At 32.8% G+C, this 24,646-nt stretch carries 16 protein-coding genes; all 16 read right to left on the reverse strand.

Annotation, left to right across the window (positions count from 1 at the left end; genetic code table 11):
- Positions 1 to 34: 34 nt before the first annotated feature.
- Complete coding sequence (gene lysS, locus RSA29_RS04650) at positions 35 to 1,555, reverse strand: lysine--tRNA ligase (protein WP_346942804.1); 1,521 nt, start codon at positions 1,553 to 1,555, stop codon at positions 35 to 37.
- Positions 1,556 to 2,501: 946 nt separating this feature from the next.
- Positions 2,502 to 6,065, reverse strand: a complete 3,564-nt coding sequence (locus RSA29_RS04655) for a DNA polymerase III subunit alpha (RefSeq protein WP_346942803.1) — start codon at positions 6,063 to 6,065, stop codon at positions 2,502 to 2,504.
- A 181-nt stretch (positions 6,066 to 6,246) separates the two neighbouring features.
- Positions 6,247 to 6,873 carry a class D sortase gene (locus RSA29_RS04660; RefSeq protein ID WP_346942802.1) on the reverse strand — a complete coding sequence of 209 codons (627 nt, stop codon included), beginning with the start codon at positions 6,871 to 6,873 and terminating at the stop codon, positions 6,247 to 6,249.
- Between the two features lie 141 nt (positions 6,874 to 7,014).
- Positions 7,015 to 7,305: a Dabb family protein gene (locus RSA29_RS04665; RefSeq protein WP_346942801.1), complete on the reverse strand. Its 291-nt coding sequence runs from the start codon at positions 7,303 to 7,305 to the stop codon at positions 7,015 to 7,017.
- 45 nt (positions 7,306 to 7,350) lie between these two features.
- Positions 7,351 to 8,652, reverse strand: coding sequence for a DRTGG domain-containing protein (locus RSA29_RS04670; RefSeq protein WP_346942800.1), 1,302 nt, complete (start codon positions 8,650 to 8,652; stop codon positions 7,351 to 7,353).
- 2 nt (positions 8,653 to 8,654) lie between these two features.
- Positions 8,655 to 9,605: a DNA-binding protein WhiA gene (gene whiA / locus RSA29_RS04675; protein WP_346932393.1), complete on the reverse strand. Its 951-nt coding sequence runs from the start codon at positions 9,603 to 9,605 to the stop codon at positions 8,655 to 8,657.
- Between the two features lie 4 nt (positions 9,606 to 9,609).
- Positions 9,610 to 10,953 carry a gluconeogenesis factor YvcK family protein gene (locus RSA29_RS04680; RefSeq protein WP_346942799.1) on the reverse strand — a complete coding sequence of 448 codons (1,344 nt, stop codon included), beginning with the start codon at positions 10,951 to 10,953 and terminating at the stop codon, positions 9,610 to 9,612.
- Positions 10,950 to 11,834, reverse strand: a complete 885-nt coding sequence (rapZ, locus tag RSA29_RS04685) for an RNase adapter RapZ (protein WP_346932391.1) — start codon at positions 11,832 to 11,834, stop codon at positions 10,950 to 10,952. Before rapZ ends, RSA29_RS04680 begins: the two co-directional genes overlap by 4 nt.
- A gap of 213 nt (positions 11,835 to 12,047) precedes the next feature.
- Positions 12,048 to 13,232, reverse strand: coding sequence for a pyridoxal phosphate-dependent aminotransferase (locus RSA29_RS04690; RefSeq protein ID WP_346932390.1), 1,185 nt, complete (start codon positions 13,230 to 13,232; stop codon positions 12,048 to 12,050).
- 22 nt (positions 13,233 to 13,254) lie between these two features.
- The gene (gene murB / locus RSA29_RS04695; protein ID WP_346942798.1) at positions 13,255 to 14,178 is read right to left on the reverse strand and encodes a UDP-N-acetylmuramate dehydrogenase; all 924 of its coding nucleotides are present in this window, start codon (positions 14,176 to 14,178) and stop codon (positions 13,255 to 13,257) included.
- Positions 14,179 to 14,362: 184 nt separating this feature from the next.
- Complete coding sequence (uvrC, locus tag RSA29_RS04700; protein WP_346942797.1) at positions 14,363 to 16,225, reverse strand: excinuclease ABC subunit UvrC; 1,863 nt, start codon at positions 16,223 to 16,225, stop codon at positions 14,363 to 14,365.
- Positions 16,226 to 16,399: 174 nt separating this feature from the next.
- Positions 16,400 to 17,812 carry a penicillin-binding transpeptidase domain-containing protein gene (locus tag RSA29_RS04705; RefSeq protein WP_346942796.1) on the reverse strand — a complete coding sequence of 471 codons (1,413 nt, stop codon included), beginning with the start codon at positions 17,810 to 17,812 and terminating at the stop codon, positions 16,400 to 16,402.
- On the reverse strand, positions 17,805 to 19,121 hold the full coding sequence (locus RSA29_RS04710) for an FtsW/RodA/SpoVE family cell cycle protein (RefSeq protein ID WP_346942795.1): 1,317 nt from the start codon (positions 19,119 to 19,121) through the stop codon (positions 17,805 to 17,807). The genes RSA29_RS04705 and RSA29_RS04710 overlap by 8 nt, the downstream gene beginning before the upstream one ends.
- Positions 19,122 to 19,302: 181 nt before the next feature.
- Positions 19,303 to 19,755, reverse strand: coding sequence for an FHA domain-containing protein (locus RSA29_RS04715; protein WP_346942794.1), 453 nt, complete (start codon positions 19,753 to 19,755; stop codon positions 19,303 to 19,305).
- 37 nt (positions 19,756 to 19,792) lie between these two features.
- Positions 19,793 to 22,618 (reverse strand): excinuclease ABC subunit UvrA, encoded by a 2,826-nt coding sequence (uvrA, locus tag RSA29_RS04720; protein ID WP_346942793.1) that lies wholly within the window; start codon positions 22,616 to 22,618, stop codon positions 19,793 to 19,795.
- A gap of 11 nt (positions 22,619 to 22,629) precedes the next feature.
- On the reverse strand, positions 22,630 to 24,612 hold the full coding sequence (uvrB, locus tag RSA29_RS04725; protein WP_346942792.1) for an excinuclease ABC subunit UvrB: 1,983 nt from the start codon (positions 24,610 to 24,612) through the stop codon (positions 22,630 to 22,632).
- Between the last annotated feature and the right edge of the window lie 34 nt (positions 24,613 to 24,646).

Genomic DNA, 24,646 nt, shown 5'->3' on the forward strand with positions numbered 1-24,646 from the left:
CTGTATCTACAAGTTTAATTTATAAAATTGCATTTTATCTCTTTACTAGTGGAAATGCTATTACATCTTTTATAGATGTTGAATTTGTTAAAAACATCATCATTCTATCTATTCCAATTCCAAGGCCTCCAGCTGGTGGCATGGCTACATCAATGGCTACTGCAAATTCCTCATCCATTGGACTTGCAGTTTCTAATCCTGCTCTTAACTGGTCTGCTTGTTGATGAAGTAGTATTCTCTGTCTAAGTGGGTTATTAAGCTCTGAATATGCATTTCCAAGTTCTACTCCAAAAGCATAAGGCTCAAATCTTTCTATTAATTCTTCATTGCTTCTATGAACTTTACAAAGCGGAGATGAATCTAGTGGAAAATCAATAACAAAGGTTGGTTCTATTAATTTATCTTCACAGTATGCTTCAAACAGAATAAGAATAAGATCCCCTTTGCTAGTTTCCTCTAGGCTTAATCCTTCCCTCTGCTCTTCAAGTAGCAACTCTTTTTCTATAATTAATGGTACAATCTCTTCTTTGGTTAATCGCTCTACATCTATTCCCGTATCTTTATTTACTAAATCGCACATAGTTTCTCTCTTCCAAGGTGCTTTAAAGTCTATCTCAACTCCATCATATACTGCTTTTGTAGTTCCTTTAATTTTCGTAAATACGCTCTCATACATATCTTCCATAAGTCTCATCATGTCATTATAATCTGCATATGCCATGTAACATTCAAATAGTGTAAACTCTGGATAATGAGTTCTATCTATCCCTTCATTTCTAAAGGAACGACCCATGGTGTATACTCTTTCAATGCCTCCAACCATTAATCTTTTTAAATAAAGTTCCGGAGATACATTCATAAATACCTCACAATCAAGGGCATTTACCCTTGTTATAAATGGTTTAGCTTCCCCTCCACCATATTTAGTATCAAGTATTGGAGTTTCCATTTCCATAAACCCTCTTGAATCCATAAATTCTCTAATTGCATACATAGCCCTTGAACGATTCATAAATCTTTCTCTAACATCTTGGTTCATTATCATATCTAGAGATCTATGTCTTTGTCTTAAATCCAAATCCTGGATTCCATGGTATTTCTCTGGAAGAGATCTTATTGATTTTGATAGAACTGTAATATTTAAAGCCTTTATAGTTATCTCATTAGTTTTCGTTCTAAATATAGTTCCTTCTACCCCAACAATATCTCCTGTATCCAAAAGTTTTATAACTTCATACGCTTCTTCACCAATCTCATTTTTACTTACATAAATTTGTATATTACCATTCTGGTCACTTAAATTTAAGAAGGATGCCTTACCCATTCTTCTTAATAACATTATTCTTCCTGCTAAAATAAATTTCTCTTCACTATCAATACTATCAAAGTTATCTAGTATATAACTAGCAGTTGTATTTGGGTTAAATGTATATGGATATGGATTAATGCCTCTGCTTAGAAGTTCATTTAATTTTTTTATTCTCTCCACATTAAATTCATTAGCATCCTCCATTATTTGTTGTAAGTTATTTAATTCTACGTAATTATTGTACATATATAGTACCACCTTTCAATTTTGATTATTTAAAACCTAAATTCCTAATTTTGAATTTTGAATTCTAAATTCTTACCCTTACCCATTATTTTTGGCAAAATAAAAAAACCCTCACCCCCAAGACTAATGTCTTGGGGACGAGAGTTACAAAATTCAACTTCGTGGTACCACCCCAGTTTATCAATATGTCACCATATTGACCTTTTCAAGTACGGCTTTTAAATGAAACTCCTTATAACTTTACTTAAAAAAGTTCTCTTCACTAACTAAATCATAGATTTGTAGTGTCATTCATGCTTATACCCTAGCTCTATAACGGGAGCACCCGTTACACCATCTCCTCTTCTTAATGAAACTTATTCATTTTTATTTGAATAAGCAACTTTCACTATAAAAATCTATAGTAATAGTTAAAGGTCCAGTGTACAACTCCAAGGCTTTTTTCATTAAACTGTTTTTTGCTTTCTCTCACCATCTAAAGCTCTCTGTAAAAAAATTTGAGTTTAACTACTCTTCTCTTCATAGTTTTATTAAAGTTATTTTATTATAATCAAAATTAAATGTCAAGAATATTTTAAATAATTATTTTTTTATTCTAACTATGGATTATTAGGTTATGTTTCAATAGTTTGTTAAAATTGGACTTAAATATTATCTGAGCATAACACCCTTTGCAGGGTTCTTGAATTTAATTCGACTATGGGAGTGTTAAAATCGTTAAGCGAGAATCTAAATCTGTGATTTAGCCCTTCGAACTTACTCATTTGAATGAATATGAAAATAAGTTTCTCCCATACAGTAATGAAACTCCACCTCATATCCATTCTATGGAATAAGTTCTACTTACAAAACACAAAGTTTTGAGTATCACTTAAATCAAGGTTCTGAAACGGTTTATCGAAAATAATATGAAGTCCTTGTCAATAACACCTGTTTAAAACATATTCTATTCTTCTACAACTTTAACATTTTCATCTCCAAATAAACTTCTTAGTATAGATGTAGTGTCATAGTCATTTTTAAGCCAACTTTTTTTATTTATCAGATACTTCTTGCTTGTTTTAGAAACAAACATATAGGTTGGAGTATTCCCAAAGTCATCCTCAAAGTTATCACGAAGAGTTTTCATTGCAATATTAAGCTTGCTATCATCATCAACACGAATAAAGATCTTATCTCTTCTCACGTTAACTAGTGGAGATATTTTTTCACAAAGTATCTTAGGCTGTTCTTCATCTTCTAATGCAACACGACCTTCAATGGTCACAATTTCATCTTCCTCAACAAACTCCCTATATGCAGCAAAAGTTTTTGGAAAAATAACCACTTCAATAGTTCCCCACAAATCTTCTAGGGTTGCAAATGCCATTGCTTGATTATTTCTTGTAATCTTTTTAGATACTGATGTTAATAGACCTCCTAAAATAACCCTCTGTTTATCTTTAACCTTAAAATTATTGCTCACCACTGCAGTTTCTTCAACTACCTCATTTTCTTCTAAAGTGTCAGCTAAAACTAAGTCAGATATTTTATGGCTAGTAGCATTCTTTAGTGTTTTCTCATAGTCATCTAAAGGGTGACCTGATAAATATATACCAGTTATCTCCTTTTCCATAGCTAAAAGATACTTTTTATTAAACTCTTGTATCTCTGGATATACTATTTGAAAACTACTTTCTTCTTCATCTCCACCTTGGAATAAGCTGATTTGTCCAGGAACATTCCTTTTTCTCTCATTATTTATTCCATCTAGAAGCTTCTCAAATACTGCTACGAGTTTTGACCTGTATATTCCAAGACTATCAAAGGCTCCAGCCTTTATTAATCCTTCCACAGCCCTTTTATTTACTGCTGAAGAGTCAATTTTACTACAGAAATCACTGAAACTTTTAAAATTACCTCTAGCATCTCTTCTTTCCACTATTGATTCAATAACATTTGCTCCTACATTCTTTATTGCAGAAAGCCCAAATCTTATAGTATTATCTTTTACAGTAAACTTTGTATAACTTTCATTTATATCTGGTGGAAGAACCTTAATTCCAATATTTTCAGCAAATCTTATATAGTATGCAACCTTTTCATTGTTCCCCATTATACTATTAAGCATTGCCGCTATAAATTCAGCTGGATAATAGTACATTAAATATGCTGTTTGATATCCTACCACCGCATAAGCAGCAGCATGACTCTTGTTAAAAGCATAGGATGCAAAGTCCATCATTTGGTCAAATATCTTATTGGCAGCCTGCTCTGTAATTCCATTTCTCATGCAACCTGGAACTAAAACTTCACCCTCATCATTAACTATTCCATGAACAAAGTTCTTTCGTTCCTCTTCCATAACCTTGTGCTTTTTCTTTGACATTGCACGTCTTACAAGGTCACTTCTCCCCAAAGAATATCCTCCAAGCTTTCTAACTATTTCCATTACTTGTTCTTGATATACCATTACTCCATAGGTAACATCTAATATGTTCTCTAATTGTGGTGTTACATATTTAATATCCTCTGGTCTTCTTTTCCCTTCTATGTATTTAGGAATTTCTGCCATAGGACCTGGTCTGTAAAGACTTATTCCAGCTATGATATCCTCAAAACAGTCCGGTTTTAAATCCCTCATAAATGAGGTCATTCCTGCTGATTCAAGCTGAAATACCCCTACTGTTTTACCTTCTCCTATCATGCTATAAACCTTATGATCATCAAAATCAATACTATCTATATCAACCTTTACGCCTTTATTTTCCAATATATTCTTAACAGCTTCATCCATTACAGTTAAAGTTCTAAGTCCCAAGAAGTCCATCTTTAAAAGTCCAAGTTCTTCAAGGGTCCCCATGGTAAACTGTGTTACTATCATACCTTCATTTTTTTGAAGTGGTACGTATTCAACTAGAGGATTTGAAGCTATAACTACTCCAGCAGCGTGAGTGGAAGAATGCCTTGGTAAGCCCTCTAAATCTTTAGCAACATCTATAAGTTCTCTAACTCTTTCCTCTACATCATAAAGTTCCTGAAGCTCACTATTCATCTCTAGAGCCTTTTCTATAGTGATATTTAACACTGATGGTATCATCTTTGCTATCTTATCAACTTCTGCATATGAATAGTTCATAGCCCTTCCAACATCCCTAATGCAAGCCCTTGGAGCCATTGTTCCAAAGGTTATTATTTGAGATACATTGTTTTCTCCATATTTTTCAACAACATAGTCAATAACTCTCTGACGTCCTCCATAACAAAAGTCCGAGTCAATATCAGGCATACTTACCCTCTCTGGGTTAAGAAATCTCTCGAAAATTAGTCCATACTTTATTGGATCTATTTTTGTTATTCCAAGGGTATATGCAACTATAGCTCCTGCTGCAGAACCCCTTCCTGGACCTGTTGGAATCCCATTTTCATTTGCATATCTTATAAAATCCCAAACAATTAGGAAATAGTCAACATATCCCATTTGCCTTATTACATCTAACTCATAATCTAGCCTATCACAAAGCATTTTTCCTTCTTCTGATGTATTTTTTATATCCTCTAACTTCTTCTCATCAAAAATTCCATTCAAAGAAGAAAACACTTTATATCTCTCTACAAGCCCTATATAACAAGTTTCTCTAAGATATTCAAAGGGGTCAACACCCTCAGGTAGTGGAAATTTTGGAAGCTTTGATTCATGAAACTTGTAATTAAAATTACACTTATCTGCTATTTTAACCGTATTTTCCATAGCCTCTGGTATATATGAGAAAATTTCATTCATTTCCTCTGGAGATTTAAGATAAAACTGATCTGAAGGATATCTCATTCTATTTTTATCCTCTGTAGTCTTAGCTGTCTGAATACAAAGTAACACATCATGGGACTTATTATCTTCTTCTTTTATATAGTGAATATCATTGGTACATATTACAGGAATTTCACATTCCTTGGATAACTCCACTAACATTTCATTTACCTGTAGCTGTTGCGAAATCCCATGATATTGCAACTCTAAGTAAAAGTCATCCTTAAATATTTCCTTATATTTAAGTGCAATTTCCTTAGCCTTATCTCTATTACCTCTTAAAAGATTTTTTTGAACCTCGCCTCCAAGACATGCACTGCTTGCTATAAGTCCCTCACTATGCTTTTTCAGAAAATCATAGTCAACCCTAGGTTTGTAATAAAATCCTTCGATTGATGCAGCAGATACAATCTTCATTAAATTCTCGTATCCTATCTCATCTTTAACTAATAAGACTAGGTGATAAGTATCATTATCCTTTTGAGGCTCTTTAATATTCATGGACTTTCCAGCTACATATATTTCACAGCCTATAATTGGTTTTATCCCATTTTCTATGGCCTCTTTATAAAAATCTACTGCTCCATACATAGTTCCGTGATCTGTAATTGCAATAGCCGTCATCCCTAGTTCTTTTGTTCTTTTTATAAGCTTAGATATTTTCCCTGATCCGTCTAAAAGACTATACTCTGTGTGTACATGTAAATGTACAAAATCCTTCATGTCCTCACCTCCCGGTTCTTTATCAATTCATCTGTCTTATATATATTTTAACTTAATTTACGCATTTCATCCTTTAAAAATCCATAAAGGATTTTGTCCTGCGTTTTAAATTCTAAATTCTACATTCTTCACTTAAATTCATATATTCTGAGTAAAATCTCTTTATTTCCCCAGCAATAATTTAATTCTTAAGTTTTCCCTGAACTATTAATCTATCCTTACCATCAAAAGTGCATGTAACCAACGTAATTATCGCTTCTTCGCTACTATCCAACACATAAGTATCCTCAGGTGCAACTGTAAAACTACGTGTAACCTCATAAGTATAAGTTGATTCATTTGTAGATATCTTTATATCATCGCCAATTTCTAACTTATTTAACTTTAGAAAAAATTCTCCTGTATCATAACTTCTATGTCCTGCTAGTGCACAGTTCCCAACCTTACCCGGCATAACAGTGTCCTCAAAATGACCTACAGCATACTTTATAACATCATCTTCAATCCCTCTCGCAACTACTACGTTTAGGTTTATTTTTGGTATTTCTAATATTGCAATGGGGTCTATTTTATCTATATAATAGTTTATTTCTTTAGGTTTATCTTGGCTACCTTCATCTACTTTCTCTTCAGCTTTTTTGTCCGGGTCCTTAGTCTCATCAGTATTTTCATTTAGAGACACAAATTTTTCATAAAGCTTATCCTGGACTTTATTGGTCTCCCACTTTCCTTTAAATGCAAACAATAAAAGTCCAATTCCAATGATAATTAATAAAATACCCAAAAAATTTCTAACCTTATTATTCATAATTACACCCCTACTTCTTTTAAATATTCTAACTAACATTAATAATATTTAAACTTATGTGCTCTAAGTTATATTATTTACTCTTTAGTTGTGAAAAAATCAACATAGCAAATCCCATGCTGACTATAATTCAAAAGAAATTTAGCTATTATAATCTACCACCTTAGATGAATCAATATACGGCTTTATCTTGCCTAATACTTCATTTACATGATAAGGATGAACTTGATAATTATTCATACCTTCCAGTGATTCAAATCTTGTAATTAAAGCTATATCAAAGGATCTATCAGTTCTAAGTTCATCTCCGCCGACTTCTAAGCCCTTAAGTTCTGGAATTTTACCTTCCATTGCCCTAAGTGTGGTAGCTACAAATTCTATATTAGCTTCATTAGCTTCTTTTAATTTAAATAATACTATATGGTTAAACATAATATCCCTCCCTATTAATTGTACACTCTTAATTAGAATTACACGCTATCTTTTAAGCATCTTTGCTGACATTATAGCTTTCCCCATTAGTTCTTTATTTTGATTGTACATTGTAACCTCAACCTTGGCATAGTATCTTCCTCTGTCTAATACTTCAGAATATACATCTATTACTCTTCCAATTTGTACAGGCTTTGTGAAATAAGCTGTAAAACTATCTATTGCTACGTTAGTAGCTCCATTTTGTCTTAATGCCATAGTTCCCATTGTTGACAATAGCATATTTAGTGCATTCCATGATGCTGTTCCAATGGAATCAAGCATTTCTGGTATAATTTCACCCCAAAAATGTATAGTATCCTTATTTGATTCAAATTCAAAATTCTTCAAAATTAAATCATCTAAAGTTTGACCTACCTGCGGCTGCCTTACAACTATTTGCATCGCCTTTATAACATCTTCTCTTGTAATTACCCCTACAAGTTTATTTTTATGAACAACAGGGCATATTTTTATACCTTCCCATGCCATAATATGAGCTGCATAGGCCACAGTGCTTGTAGGAATCAACACTATGGGGTTCTTTGTCATAATGTTACTTATGGTTTCACTATCATTATTATGTTTTATCTGAGTTATACTAACCACACCAACTACATTAGTTTCTTCATCTATAACTGGATATCTTTCATGACTTGTTTTTTCACCTAATTCTCTTAATTTTACAACCTTGTCCCAACTATTTATGGAGCAAGGCTCTTTAGCCATTACATCCTCAACTAAAACAATTTCTTTTTTTACATTATTTTCATAAATAGCCTTATTTATAAGACTAGCTACAGTAAACGTATCATAGGTGCAAGAAATTACAGGAAGTTCATTTTCATCTGCCAAAGCTTTTATTTCCGGACTACAGTTAAACCCACCTGTAATTAGCACTGCACATTTATTCTCAAGTGCTAACCTATGTGCTTCTTCTCTATTTCCTACTATTAGTAATGCACCAGGACTTATATATCTTTTCATGGTGTCAATTTCCATAGCTCCAATTACGAAACGTTCGAGAAAGTTATCATCTCCAGCTTTCCCACCAAGGAGTGTTCCATCAACAATGTTTGCTATTTCCTTAAATGATATTCTATCTATACGTTTCTTTTCTATTTTCTCAACTCTTACAGTACCAACTCTAGGAATTGTATTAACAATTCCTATCGTCTCGCACTCCTTTATTGCTCTATATGCAGTTCCTTCACTTACCCCTAGGTCACTTGCTATACCTCTTACTGAAATCTTCGTGCCTATTTCTAATGATAATATATGCCTTATTATCTCTTCATGTTTAGACATCTTTATCTACCTTCTTTTCTTAATTCATCTGCTATTTTTTCTATTCTTCTTAACCTATGATTCACTCCCGATTTTCCTACAGGTGGATTTAACATTGCCCCAAGTTCTTTTAAAGATTCATCCGGAAAATCTAACCTTATACGTGCAACTTCCTTTAAATTCTTTGGTAGTCTATCGAGTCCGATCTCACTTTGTATTAACTTTATACTTTCTACCTGCCTTACCGCCGCATTAACAGTTTTGCTGAGATTTGCAGTTTCACAATTAACAATTCTATTTACATTGTTTCTCATTTCTTTCATTATTCTTATGTTTTCCAACTCTAATAGAGCACTATGAGCACCTATAATATTTAACAAATCTACTATCTGCTCACCCTCTTTTAAGTAAATAACAAAACTATTCTTCCTTTGAATTACTTTGGAATTTAATTTATAACTGTTTATAAGTATACTAAGTTCCTTAGCGTAATCCTCATCATGGGTTACAAACTCCAGGTGATAAGTTTTTTCTGGATTGCTAATACTTCCGCCACCTAAAAATGCCCCTCTTATATAAGCTCTTTTACACTCTTCATTTTTTATAATCTCATGTGGTATCCCGTAGTTTATATTAAATAAGCTTTCGTTTTCAATTATTCCAAGTTCCTGTAACAATCCTCTTACATTAACTTCTTCAGGTATCAAAACCATATATATATTATTCTTCTTCAAGGAATTACTCTTCTTAACTAATAATTTAGTATGAATATCGAAAAACTCTTTTAGAATTTTAAAAATTAGTCTTGCTATTGCTGGATTTTCTGTTATAACTTTGAATGTGACTGATCTATTAAATCCAAACCCTAAAGTACCACTAGCCTTCATTATCGCTGATAATTGAGCCGCTGCTTCATCTTTAGATAGTTCACCACTTCTACATGCTTCATTCTTAACCTTTAGTGAAAATGACATATCTCTACTCCCTATTCTTGTTTTCTTTTCTCAACCTTTGCTCTAGATATATATATTCTAAAATTCGTCTCTCATCGTGAATCATTTTTTTCTGCATTATTGTTTCTACTAGAATCTTTGCAAGTTTATTTTCATCATGTCTTATCAGACCATTTTTAATTTTTATCATATCACATTCTATATATTTAGTATTGAGATTTTCTTTATCATCACGGTCTAATACTACAAAAGTTGAACCCTTTTCTAAGTATTTTCCCCTTATAATTTCTCCTTCATTGGTGATTCGTTTATTTACAATTGTATAATCAACTGTAACTCCATCACAGTGAGACATTATAGCCCTTATATGGTCCTGTACACTAAACCCATCACTTTCTCCTGGTTGTGTCATTATATTGGCTACATAAAGTTTTAGTGCCTCTGTAGATCTTATTGCATCGCTTATATCTTGAACCATTAAATTAGGAATAATACTTGTATACACACTTCCAGGACCTAATACAACTGCATCAGCCTCTAAAATTGCATCGATTGCCTCTTTTACACCCCTTGCATTCCTTGGCTCTATAAACACCTCATCTATTGGAGAATTTCTTTTTAAACTCTCTCTCGGAATAGATGATTCACCTCTTATGGTAGCACCATTTTTAAGCTTTGCATACAACTCTACATTTTCTAAAGTAACTGGTAAAACCTGTCCTGTCACAGCTAAAACATAGCTAGTTTTTTTTACCGCTTCAAGAAAGTTATCTGAAATTCCGTTCATCGCAGCTAAAAATAAATTTCCAAAGCTTTGATTTTCTAAACTTCCGTCCTTAAATCTATATCTGAATAATTGCTCCATTAAAGGCTCCGTATCTGCTAACGCTATTATGCAGTTACGTATATCTCCTGGTGGTAAAATTCCGAGGTCTTGCCTTAATACACCAGACCCACCACCATCATCTGCTACTGTTACTATTGCTGTTATGTTTGAGGTATATTTCTTAAGTCCGCTAAGCATGTTAGAAAGACCAGTTCCCCCTCCAATAACTACAACTTTAGGTCCTTTTCTCAATATATTTTTTTCAAATAATTGATCATATGAATTATTCCCTTGTGCCGAAAAATTCAATGCTTCCAATCTAATTATTGCCACAATTTGTTTTGAATATTTTATAATAGAAATCAATGTGAACATAATTCCTAAAATTAATATAAAAACCATTGTGCCTTTTACAGTTTTACTATTATTCACACCTGTTATTAATTTAATTATAGCATAACTACTTAAACTTATACTTATCACCATTAAACATATCCATCTTTTAATTTCCACGCCAGGGGTCATCCATGCCCTAAGCTTCATCGCTTTCCAGCTCCTCTATTTACATCCTCATTTATATCTCTATGATCTATCATCGCATTACTGCCACTATGATTTAATACTTCATATATCTTATTTGCAATAGCTACAGAACGATGTCTTCCGCCTGTGCATCCTATAGCAACTATAAGCTGTCTTTTTCCTTCTGTTTTATAGTTAGGAATCAAAAACCTAAGCATATCTATAAATGAACTAAGAAACTCTTTAGTTTCTGACTTAGATAAAACATATTCTTTAACGGGTTTGTCTAATCCGCAAAATGGCTTAAGCTCAGGTATATAGTACGGATTAGGAATAAATCTTACGTCCATAACTAAGTCTGCATCTAGAGGAATACCATACTTAAAGCCAAATGACATTACATTAATAAGTAGAGGGGTTTCTATTTGCTCCTCATCTCCATATATGTTAATTAGTTCTTCATTAAGCTCTTTATTTGTAAGTTTAGATGTATTAATAACCCTGTCTGCTCTCTCCCTTATCCACTTAAGCTTTTTCTTTTCTATACTTATTCCAGTAATAATTCTTCCATCTGGTGCAAGTGGATGTTTACGCCTAGATTCCTTATATCTTTTAACTAAAGCTTCTTCAGTAGCCTCTAGGAACACTACTTCATATACGTAACCATCCTTATCTAAGGCACTTAAACTTTCTTTTAAATCATCAAAAAATGTTCTACCTCTAATATCAATTACTATTGCAATTTTATCTATCTTTCCCTCTGTTTTATAACACGCCTCTGCAAACTTTGTTATAAGTGTAGGTGGTAAATTGTCAACACAATAAAACCCAAGATCCTCAAGGCTTCTTATGGCTTGAGTCTTTCCCGCTCCAGACATCCCTGTAACTACTAAAAACTTCATACTAACACACTCCTTCACAGGTTTTAATTTATTAAAAATATCATGTATTCAATTCATTAATTATTGCTTTGATTATATTATACCCAAAATTTCATTTAATTGATAGGCTAACTTACTCCACATCTCCCCCTTGAACCTTATTACATTTATGCGTATTTATAGAGTAAAGGGATAGAAATTACTTTCTATCCCTTTACTCTATTTAATTAATTTTTACTTTAATGAATCAATCAACTCTTTAAATTTAGGTAATGCATTGTCAATAGTTTTATATGCAACGCAATATGCAATTCTAATATACCCTGGGCATCCAAATGATGTTCCCGGTACAATTAGGATGTTATATTTCTTTGCCATATTGCAAAATTCAATATCATCTGCAATTGGAGCTTTAATAAATAAATAGAATGCCCCTTGTGGTTTTATACATTCATATCCAAAAGATGATAGTCCATTATATAACAACTCACGATTATTGTTATAAGTATCAATATCAACCTTATCATCTAAACATCTAGCAATAACCCTTTGAAAAAGTGATGGAGCATTTACAAATCCCAAAATACGTGTAGCTACATTAGCCGCAGCTATTAAGTTTTTAAAATCTGATGCCTCATCTGGAATAACTAAATATCCAATTCTTTCACCTGGTAATGAAAGTGATTTACTATATGAGTACCCTACTATTGTATTGTCATAATATTTTGTTAGGTATGGAACTTCTATATTGTCATATGCAAGTTCTCTGTATGGTTCATCACTAATTAAATATATGTCAGTTCCAAACTCTTGTTGCTTTTCCCTTAAAATATCTGTTAGTTTTAATATTGTATCTTCTGAGTAAATAACCCCCGTTGGATTATTTGGCGAATTAACAATAACAGCCTTAGTTTTGCTTGTAATTTTGCTCCTAAACTCTTCTAAATTAGGTTGAAAATCTTTAGTGTTAGGCGAAACCACCACTAAGTCTCCATCATAATTTGCAGCATAAGCCCTATATTCACCAAAGTATGGCGCAAAAGCAATGACCTCATCTTTTGGATTTAATATAGTTTTAAAAATAACATTCAAACCGCCAGCTGCACCAACCGTCATTAATATATTGTTTTCATTAAACTTTGTATCAAACTTCTTATTAATAGAACTAGCAATTTTACTACGAACGTCATCATATCCTGAGTTGTTCATGTATCCATGAATCATAGTATTGGATTCATGATTTAAAATGTCAAAAACAGCTTCCTTAACAGTACTAGGTGCCTCAACATTCGGATTTCCTAAACTAAAATCATAAACATTTTCAGCCCCATATATTCCCGCAAGCCTTTTCCCCTCTTCAAACATAGCTCTAATCAAAGAACTATTGTTTACATATCCAACCATTTTATCTGCAATCATATCCCTATCCCCCTATTTGTTTTTAGATAAAGCTATCTTCACCTATTATTCTAACCTCAGTGTGTAGCTCTACTTTATATTTCTCATAAACCATAGCTTTTACATGCTCAATAAGATTTAATATATCCTTTGCATCTGCATTGCCCTTGTTTATGATGAAACCTGAATGTTTTTCTGATACCTGTGCATCCCCTACACTGGCTCCCTTTAATCCTGAATCTTGAATTAACTTCCCTGCAAAATATCCTTCTGGCCTCTTAAATGTACTCCCAGCTGAAGCATATTCTAAGGGTTGTTTACTACTTCTCTTCTCAGCTAATTCTTCCATTCTAGCTTTAATTATTTTCTCATCCCCATAAGAAAGTCTAGTTCTAGTTTCAAGAACTACATATCCATATTTTAAAATTGCACTATTTCTATATCCAAACTCCAATTCACTTTTATCTAATTCTCTAATGTCACAATTACTATCTATAACTATAGAGCTTTCAACCACCTTAGACATATCGCCATCATAGGCACCTGCATTCATTGCTGTAGCACCACCTATAGACCCTGGTATACCTGATGCAAATTCTAGTCCTGTTAAACTATTTTTCAAGGCATAGTCAGCTACTGTATACAATTTAGCTCCACACTGTGAAATTACTAAATTTTTATCCACTACCACTTTATTCAAATGGCCTAGATTTATAACAACTCCTCTAATTCCGCCATCCTTCACTATTAGATTGGACCCATTTCCCAACATAAAATAATTCACATTATTTTCTTTACATAAACAAATTAAGGCCCTAACCATTTCATAATTAGATGGATAAACTAGTATGTCTGCTGGTCCACCAACTTTAAAAGAAATATGTTTCTTCATCATTTCATCTATTCTAACATTTTCACTTCCAACAATATCTATTACATTTTGTGTAAAATCATTCATTAATTTCATGGTATACCCCTTGTTATATTATTATATATTAAGTATAGAATAACTCTTGTATGTTTATCAACCATTATTACACTTTTATTTAGTTCTATTTTAAATCAATGTAATTATGCACCATGTTTTTCATAAGTTTTTCTCCAAATTATGTATATTTTAAAAATTGTATCGCCCAAACCCTTTGTAGAATTTATTTATTCTTAGAAAAATAATCTATTATACTCTGACTTGACTTTCCATCCATTGATGGTGTTGATATTAGTTCCTCATAACTGGCTTTCCTTATATTTTCAATACTTCCAAACTTTTTCAATAACTCTCTCCTTCTCTTTTCTCCTACCTTAGGTATCTCATCAAGTATTGAATATAGCGTTCTTTTATCCCTTAAGGTCCTATGATATGTAATTGCAAACCTATGTACCTCATCTTGAATTCGCGTCACTAATAGCATAGATTTTGACGAAGGCCTTAAATTTATCTCATTACCATCAAAAATAAGCCCCCGCGTCCTATGTTTGTCATCTTTCACCATGCCACATACGGGTATGGTTATATTCAGTTCCTTCAAAACTTCAAGAGCTATATTAACTTGACCCTTACCACCATCCATCATAATTAAATCTGGGAAAACAGAAAACTTTCCGGCAGTAAATTTCATATCATTATTATTTATTTTACTTATTTCCTTCAATCCGTGGGTAAATCTTCTTGTTAGAATTTCTCTCATAGAACCGTAATCATCGGCACCTTCAACAGTATTTATCTTAAATCTTCTATAGTCACTATTTTTTGCTATTCCATCTTGGAATACAACCATAGTTCCTACTGAATCCATTCCCATAAGGTTTGATATATCATAGGCCTCAATTCTACTTGGTAAATCCTCTAACTCTAATGCATCCTGAATTTCTAAAAGTGCTATATTATTAAGCTCCTTGTCAGCCTTATGTTTTAGTTTAAACATTTCTAGGGCGTGACTAGCATTTTTCTCAACCATTTCTAAAGTTTTCTTTTTTTCTCCCTTTTGAGGGATCTTTATAGTTACTTTATGCTCTTTCTTTATAGATAACCACTGTTCTAAAACCTCCACCTCTTCACAATGACTCACATAAATAGTTTTAGGTATAAATGCCGTACCACCATAAAAGTTCTTTATGAATTCTTCAATAACATAATGCTTATCTTCACCACCAGTGTTATCTATAATAAAGTGTTCTCTTCCAACAATCCTACCATCCCTTAAAAAGAATATTTGAATACAACTATCCTTTTCATCCTGCGAAATGCCTATAAAGTCTTCATTCTCAAAATTATTACTAATAATTTTTTGCTTTTCATTTATCTTCTCAATGGCTATGAGCTTATCTCTTAGTATTGCCGCTTTTTCAAAATCTAGGGCTTCCGCTGCTTCTTCCATGTCTTTTTTAAGCTGACTAGTAATCTTAACATCCTTACCTGTAAGTAAATCTACAACATCATCAATGATTTCTCCATATTTAGCTTTAGATATTAGACCATCACAAGGTCCCTTACATAGATTTATATGATAATTAAGGCAAGTTCTAGTTCTTGCCCCATCCTCTTTTATAATTCTTCTACAAGTTCTCAATGGAAATACCTTTTTTATAAGTTCATTTATTGTATAAACTGCACTTCCATCAGTATATGGTCCAAAATATCTACAAGAATCATTCCCATGATTTCTAGTAACTATAACCCTTGGAAATTCTTCATTTGTAATCTTTATAAATGGAAAATATTTATCATCCTTCAGTAAAATATTATATCTAGGACTATATTTTTTAATTAAATTGCACTCCAAAATCAATGCTTCTATTTCTGAGTCTGTAACTATATATTCAAACTCACTTATATTTTTAACCATAGCTTTAACTTTTTCACTATGATTCTTAGAACTCTGAAAATACTGCCTTACTCTATTCTTAAGATTTTTTGCTTTACCTACATATATTACTTCCCCCAATGAATTTCTCATTAAATAGACCCCTGGATCCTCTGGAAGATTTTTAAGCTGATACTGAAAGTCAAACATAAAGTCACCTCTTTTGGAATTTAAAATTTAAAATTGAAAATGGTGGATAAAATTCCTTTGTAATTTTTCACAAAAATGAATTTAGAAATTCCAAGGGAATTTCTAAATTCATTCACAATTCACAATTCACAATTCACAATTCACAATTCACAATTCACAATTCACAATTCACAATTACTTAAAATACACCTTCATAAGTTCTTTCGCCATTCCACTAGCATTAAAACTATCATTTCCACCATCTTCTGCTATTATTGCAAATGCAATTTCAGGGTTGTCATAACCTGCGAAACCTATAAACCATGTATGAGGCTCTTTTTTCCCCTCATCATGATCTGCTGTCCCCGTTTTACCCGAAACTTGCACTTCCCACATTTTAGCTGCAGAGCCCGTTCCTTCATTTACAACAGCCTTCATATATTCTTTTAATATTGCTGCATTTTCAGGCGTAGTGACTGTTGCTGCTTCCTTTGGCTCATAGGTTTTAATAACTTTCCCCTCGGGATTCGTAACTTCCTTTACTATATTAGGCTCCATCATAACACCATTGTTTGCTATAGCACTTGCTACTAATGCCATCTCAATTGGACTTGCTAGAACTCCACTTTGACCAATTCCACTTTGAGCTATATTCCCAACTTCTTCTTTGTTGTATTCTGGAAAAACACTATTATCTATAGTAAGTGTTCTAGATGGTATATCCTTATTAAAGAAAAACTTCTCTGCTGTTTCCCTTAATGTAGCATTTCCAAGTTCCATAGCCAACGTTCCAAAAACCACATTACTTGATTTTGTAAATGCTGTCCTAAGATTAATATTTCCTAACGCAACACCTTTATTGTTTTCAAGATATTGGGTTTTGTTGAAATCTATTTTCCCCTTATCACTAAAAGTCCTATCTTGAACACCTGGAATATTTTCTAAAGCACTTAACGCTGTAATAACCTTGAATACAGATCCCGGTGGATATAATCCTGATACAGCTCTATTAAAGAATGGCCTATTTTCATCATTTGATAACTTATCAAAATCCTCTTGTATAGTATTAGCATCAAAGCTTGGCTTTGATACCATCGCTAGCACCTCTCCAGTTTTAGGATCAATGGCCACAACTGATCCTTTTCTTTTCCCTAATACTTCAAATGCCTTTTGTTGTAGCTCTGTATTTAATGTAGTAATTACATTATTGCCAACTTTGTCTTCCTTTTCCTTCTTTGAAAATATATCTTTAATTGAACTTACTGTTTGATTTGAAAGATCTTTATCAAATTTCTTTTCAATTCCACTTGCGCCATACTTCACATCGTTATATCCTACAACATGTGAAAAAGCAACTCCACCAGTATATTGTCTTGTTTGAGAAAACTCTCCTGTTTTTGTACTAACAGCTAATGGGTTCATATCTCTATCGTATATGCTCCCCCTTAAAACTTTGCTTTTTTCAGCTTGAGTTCTCTTATTGTATACGCTATCTAGAGCCTGTTGATTCTTAAATAAGGTGTTATAACTTATATAAGATATTAACCCCATAAACAGTAATAGAAATACAATCATTACATTCTTTATATTATTTTGTAGATTATTCATAACTATTACTCTCCTCTGATATTTTTTGTATTATCCCTAATGCAAGATAGCTTATTAACATAGAACTTCCACCATAGCTAACAAAGGGAAGGGTTATCCCCGTAAGTGGTATTGCTCCAGTTACTCCACCTATAATTACCAATGTCTGAGATACTATCATAGTACTGTATCCCACCGCTAAAAGCCTCGAAAATCTATCCTTTGTATATAATGCGGCCCTTGTACATCTATAGAATAATAGGAAGTTAAAAATTATTACTGCAAAGCCTATAAGTAGCCCTAATTCTTCACATATTGCAGCAAAAATAAAGTCTGACTCTACAACTGGAATATAACCTGGATATCCATTACCAAGGCCTACACCAAAGTATCCTCCACTTGCAATTGCTATTAATGATTGCACAAGTTGTAATCCTTGATCATATCCATATTCCCATGGATTTCGCCATATCATTACCCTTACTTTTACGTGACTAAATAAAAAGTACCCAATATAACCACCAACTAAAAATAGTACTAATGCTATAATTACATACTTTTTATTTGAGGTCGCTATATATAGCATAGTAAGAGATATTGCAAAGAAAATTAATGCTGAACCTAAGTCTGTCTGTGCAAGCATAAATAATAGAGATGCCATAACTACAATCGCCGGCTCTATTAAACTTATATATTTATAGGAACTTTCTTTTCTCATTCCTACTAAATTTCCTATACTAATCCAAAATTTTGAAGGTTTTTCATAATCCTTTAGTGCCGAAGCTAAATATGCAACTAAGGCTATTTTACCAAATTCTGAAGGTTGAAATCCAAATCCCAAAATTGTTACCCAGTTTTTAGCTCCAAAGGTTTCTTTTCCAAAAAATGTTCCCATAGACATAAATATAATTGTAATTATCATATAAAAATATTTATATTTACTAAATCTCTTCAAATCAGGTAGTATTACAACTATTAAAATAAATATAGTCATACCTAAAGCAAAAAATATAACTTGTTTAGCGGTTAAAAACGTTCTAGTTCCTTCTGCTATAAAACTACCTCCCGAAATAGGAATATCTAACCTATATATCATAGCAATACCTATTACTGCTAATATGTTAGAGAATAGCAGTATAAACTTATCTCCATCTGGATAAAATCTTCTTATTATAAAATGTGAATAAGCTAATAATCCACATATTACAGCCCCAATAATTATTGCACCTTTATCAATGGTCGGTGTTAAAATTGCCACATTAAAAAATAATGCCATTACAAGTAAATAAGTATATCTAAGCACACGTTTTTCTTGTTTTATAGTGTTCATATTTTCATCCTTCCATTAAGGCATCTTCAAAAAAATGAATAAGTCAGTATATTCAACTGTTTTGTGTTACACTACGTCATCATACCCTTAGATGGCACCACCATATATGGAGCCTTTTTTCCTTGCATAACTCAAAATATTCCTCACATCTTTGACTTGTTATTTATTTTCAGAGACCTAATTATATCAATTTAAAAGTAGCAGTTCCTACTTTTATTATATCTCCTGTCTTTAGTATAACTGTGTTTTTTATTTTTATTTTATTTACTTCAGTTCCATTGGTACTTTCCAGGTCTTCCAACATATATTCATTATTTCTTTTATATATCTTAACATGATGTGATGATACATATTTATCATCTAAAATTACTGTGTTGTCATTTTTTCTCCCCATGGTAAGATTATCTACGATTGGTAAAATACCGCCATTCTTTAAATTGCGATTTTCTCCTGCTGATAATACCTCTAATCCATAAGTTGCTCTCTTTACTCTGTTAGTCTTTTTTCCCACAGATTTAGTATCTGTATACATTATTTTTAGTGCATAGATTATTATGAAATAAACTATACCTATAATTCCCAAATTTAATGAAAACTTTAAAATATCCATAAGCAAAACTCCTTTATACAACATAACTAGCACCCCCTGTAGCGATGCTAGTTACAAATAATTATATCATTCTTTTCAAATACTGTCCTGTGTATGATTTAGAGCATTTCACTACTTCCTTTGGATTTCCTTTTACTAGAATAGTTCCACCCTTGTCTCCACCTTCTGGTCCTAAGTCAATAATATAATCTGAACATTTTATAACATCTAAATTATGCTCAATTACTAATACAGTATTCCCACCATCTACAAGTCTTTGAAGTATTTTTATAAGTTTACTGACATCATCTATATGTAACCCTGTAGTTGGTTCATCTAAGATATACAATGTCTTTCCTGTACTCCTCTTTGAAAGTTCATAAGCTAGCTTTATTCTTTGTGCCTCTCCACCTGATAATGTGGTTGATGGTTGCCCAAGTCTTACATACGAAAGACCTACATCTACAATAGTTTGTAACTTGCTACTTATCCTAGGTATGTTTTCAAAGAACTTAAGCCCTTCTTCAACAGTCATATTTAATACATCGTCAATGCTTTTTCCTTTGTATTTAACTTCCAATGTTTCCCTATTGTATCTTTTTCCTTTACAAACTTCACATTCCACATATACATCAGATAAGAACTGCATTTCTATCTTTATTATTCCATCACCCTTACAAGCTTCACATCTTCCACCTTTAACGTTAAAGCTAAATCTGCCCTGTTTATAACCTCTGCTCTTCGCCTCTGGAACCATAGAAAATATCTCTCTTATTAAGTCAAATACTCCTGTATATGTAGCTGGATTACTTCTTGGTGTTCTTCCAATTGGGCTCTGATCAATATTAATTATCTTATCAATATGTTCTGCACCCATTATATCTTCATGTTTTCCAGGTAATTTCTTGGAATTATTTATCTTTCTGTTTAGTGCTTTATAAAGTACTTGATTTATTAATGTACTTTTTCCGGACCCCGAAACGCCTGTTATAGATGTAAATAATCCTAATGGAATATCCACCGTAACGTTTTTTAAGTTGTTTTCCTTCGCACCTTTAATAGTTATAACCCTATCCTTGTCCATAACTCTATACTCTTCAGGTGGGTCTATGGTTTTTTTCCCACTTAAATATTGACCTGTAATGGAATTTTTACATTTCATTACTTGATTTATTGTACCAGCTGCAACAATTTCTCCACCGTGCTCGCCTGCCCCTGGACCTATATCTACAAGATAATCTGAAGCTCTCATGGTATCCTCATCATGCTCAACTACAACCAATGTATTTCCAAGATCTCTAAGATGTTTTAGCGTCTTAATTAACTTATCATTATCTCGTTGATGTAATCCAATACTAGGTTCATCTAGTATATAAAGAACTCCCATAAGGCTAGAGCCTATTTGTGTTGCAAGTCTTATTCTTTGAGCTTCTCCACCGGATAGTGTTCCTGCCGCTCTACTTAAGTTAAGATAACTAAGCCCAACATTCTTCAAGAAATTTAATCTATTTATTACTTCTTTTAAAACCTGAGCTGCTACTATCTCATTTTTAGGAGATAACTTTAAACCTTCTATAAAATCAATTTCCTCTACTATAGACATATTGGAAAACTCACTTATATTCTTTCCACCTATAGTAACAGATAGAGCCTCTTTTGATAATCTTCTCCCCTTACACTTAGGACATGGATTATCACTCATGTACTCTTCTACTTCCCTTTTTATATAATCAGATGAAGTTTCTACATATCTTCTCTTTAAATTGTTTATTATACCTTCATAAGCATAATTATAAATTCCTGTTTTAAATTCTTTTGTATATTCAATCCTAAGCTTTTCTCCATCAGTTCCGTAAAGGATTGATCTTAAATTTTCTTCTGACAGTTCATTTATTGGTGTATCTAAAGTAAATCTGCCCTTTTTAGCCAAGGCCTCTAATATGGCACGCGTCCAGGAATCATCCTTGAGACTGCCCTCCCCCAAAGTTAAAACTGCTCCATCTAAGATAGACTTATTTTTATCTGGAATAATCAAGTCCTCATCTATCTCCATTAATGTGCCAAGTCCATCACAGGTGTCACATTTACCAAAAGGCGAGTTAAATGAGAACATCCTAGGTTCAATTTCCCCAATACTTATTCCGCAATCAACACATGAAAACTTTTCACTAAGAAGTATGTCCTCTCCATCTATTACATTTAGAATTGCAAGACCTTCTCCAAGCTTTAATGCCGCTTCTAAAGAATCTGAAATCCTTGACTCACTGCCTTCCTTGATTACTATTCTATCTATTACTATTTCAATAGTATGTTTTTTATTCTTCTCTAGCTTAATATTTTCTTCTTCTAAATCAATAAGTTCACCATCGATACGAGCTCTAACATATCCATTCTTTTTTATATTCTCAAGAATTTTTACATGCTCACCCTTTTTACCTGTAACTATAGGTGCCAAAATTTGAAGCTTAGTTCTATCTGGTAGTGACATAGCCTGATCTACCATCTGATCCACAGTTTGTTGAGTTATTTCCTTGCCACATTTTGGACAATGAGGCACTCCAACCTTTGCATACAGTAACCTTAAATAATCATAAATTTCAGTAACTGTCCCAACTGTAGAACGCGGGTTTCTACTAGTAGTCTTCTGATCTATGGATATAGCTGGTGATAGCCCCTCTATATACTCCACATCTGGTTTATTCATTTGTCCTAAGAATTGTCTAGCATAGGCAGACAGTGATTCAACATATCTCCTCTGCCCTTCAGCATACAATGTATCAAAAGCTAAAGAAGATTTACCTGACCCTGATAACCCTGTAAATACAACAAATTTATCTCTTGGTATTTCCAAATCTACATTTTTAAGGTTATGCACCTTAGCGCCCTTTATAAAAATACTATTTCTCATAAGATTCTCCTTTACAAATCAAAATCTCTTTTCATTCGCTCTATCTCATCTCTTAAAGTAGCAGCTCTTTCAAACTGTAAGTCCTTAGCTGCTGCCTTCATTTCCTTTTCAACCTTCGCAATATGCTTAGCTATTTCCTTTTTATCGAGAAGTAAATCCGCTGGTTCACTATTATACCTTTCAGTATCTTCAGCTACAGTAGAGATTTCGAAGCCCTCCCTAATATCTTTAATAATTGTCCTTGGTATTATTCCATGTTCTTCATTATAATCCATCTGAATTTTTCTTCTTCTTGTAGTTTCATTTATGGTTTTTTCCATAGAATTAGTTATATTATCAGCATACATTATAACCTTACTCTCCGAATTTCTAGCTGCTCTTCCAACAGTTTGAATTAATGAGGTTTCACTTCTTAAGAAGCCCTCTTTATCAGCATCTAGAATAGCAACTAAAGCAACTTCCGGAATATCCAAGCCTTCTCTTAAGAGATTTATTCCAACTAATACGTCAAATTCACCCTGTCGTAATTCTTTTAAAATCTTAATTCTTTCTAAAGTGTCTATATCCGAATGAAGATACGTAGTTTTTACACCTAATTCTTTAAAGTATTTAGTTAAATCTTCTGCCATCTTCTTTGTAAGTGTTGTAACTAGTGTTCTAAAACCACATTCTGTAGTTTTAATAATTTCAGCATACAAATCGTCTATTTGGCCTTTTATCGGCCTTATTATAATCTCTGGATCCAGAAGTCCTGTAGGTCTTATTATTTGCTCTGCTATATTCTCAGAATGCTCTTTTTCATAAGCAGCCGGTGTTGCGCTTACAAATAAAACCTGATTTAGTTTTTCTTCAAACTCATTAAATTGAAGTGGCCTGTTATCATAGGCTGATGGTAATCTAAACCCATATTCAACTAGGTTTGTTTTTCTTGATCTATCCCCACCATACATTGCCTTAATCTGTGGCAATGTAACATGACTTTCATCTACAAAGAATAAGAAATCTTTAGGAAAATAATCTATAAGTGTCTGAGGGGGAGTACCTTTTGCCCTTCCATCTAATATTCTAGAATAATTTTCTATACCAGTGCAATATCCAACTTCCCTCATCATTTCGATATCAAAGTTTGTTCTTTGCTTTAATCGTTGTGCCTCTAACAGCTTATCTTCATCTTTTAATTCCTTCAACCGTAAGTCTAACTCAAATTCAATTTGATTTATAGCCTTCTCCAAATTTTCTCTGGATGTAGCAAAGTGGGATGCTGGGAATATGGATACATGTTTTCTCCCACTAATTATATTTCCAGTTAAAACATCAAACTCTCTTATCCTATCTATTTCATCACCAAAAAATTCTACTTTTATGCCTTTGTTTGTAGATGCAGCTGGGAATATATCAAGCACATCTCCCCTCACCCTAAATGTTCCTCTAACAAAATTAATATCATTTCTCTCGTATTGTATATCTATAAGCTGATTTATAACCTTACTTCTATCTTTGGTCATACCTTCTCTTAATGATACAGTAAGATTTTTATATTCCTCTGGGTTTCCAAGCCCATAGATACAAGATACTGAAGCTACAACAATTACGTCCCTTCTCTCTATTAGAGCTGATGTAGCTGAGTGTCTTAGTTTTTCTATTTCTTCATTTATAGACGAATCCTTCTCTATATATGTATCAGTTTGTGCCATATATGCCTCTGGTTGATAGTAATCATAGTAAGACACAAAATACTCTACTGCATTTTCCGGGAAAAACTCTTTAAATTCAGAGCATAATTGAGCTGCCAAAGTCTTGTTATGAGCTAAGATTAGTGTTGGTCTTTGCACTCTTTCAATTATGTTAGCCATGGTAAATGTCTTTCCTGATCCTGTAACCCCTAAAAGTGTCTGATACTTTTCATCTTCAAGTATCCCTTCTACTATACTCTCTATTGCCCTAGGCTGATCTCCTGTTGGCTTAAATTTTGAGTGAATTTTAAATTGTCCCATAATATATTCACCTCATTCTATCTCTCATAGCTTA

It is taken from the genome of Clostridium sp. (assembly GCF_036660475.1).
In the GTDB taxonomy this organism is placed as follows: Bacteria; Bacillota; Clostridia; order Clostridiales; family Clostridiaceae; genus Clostridium_J.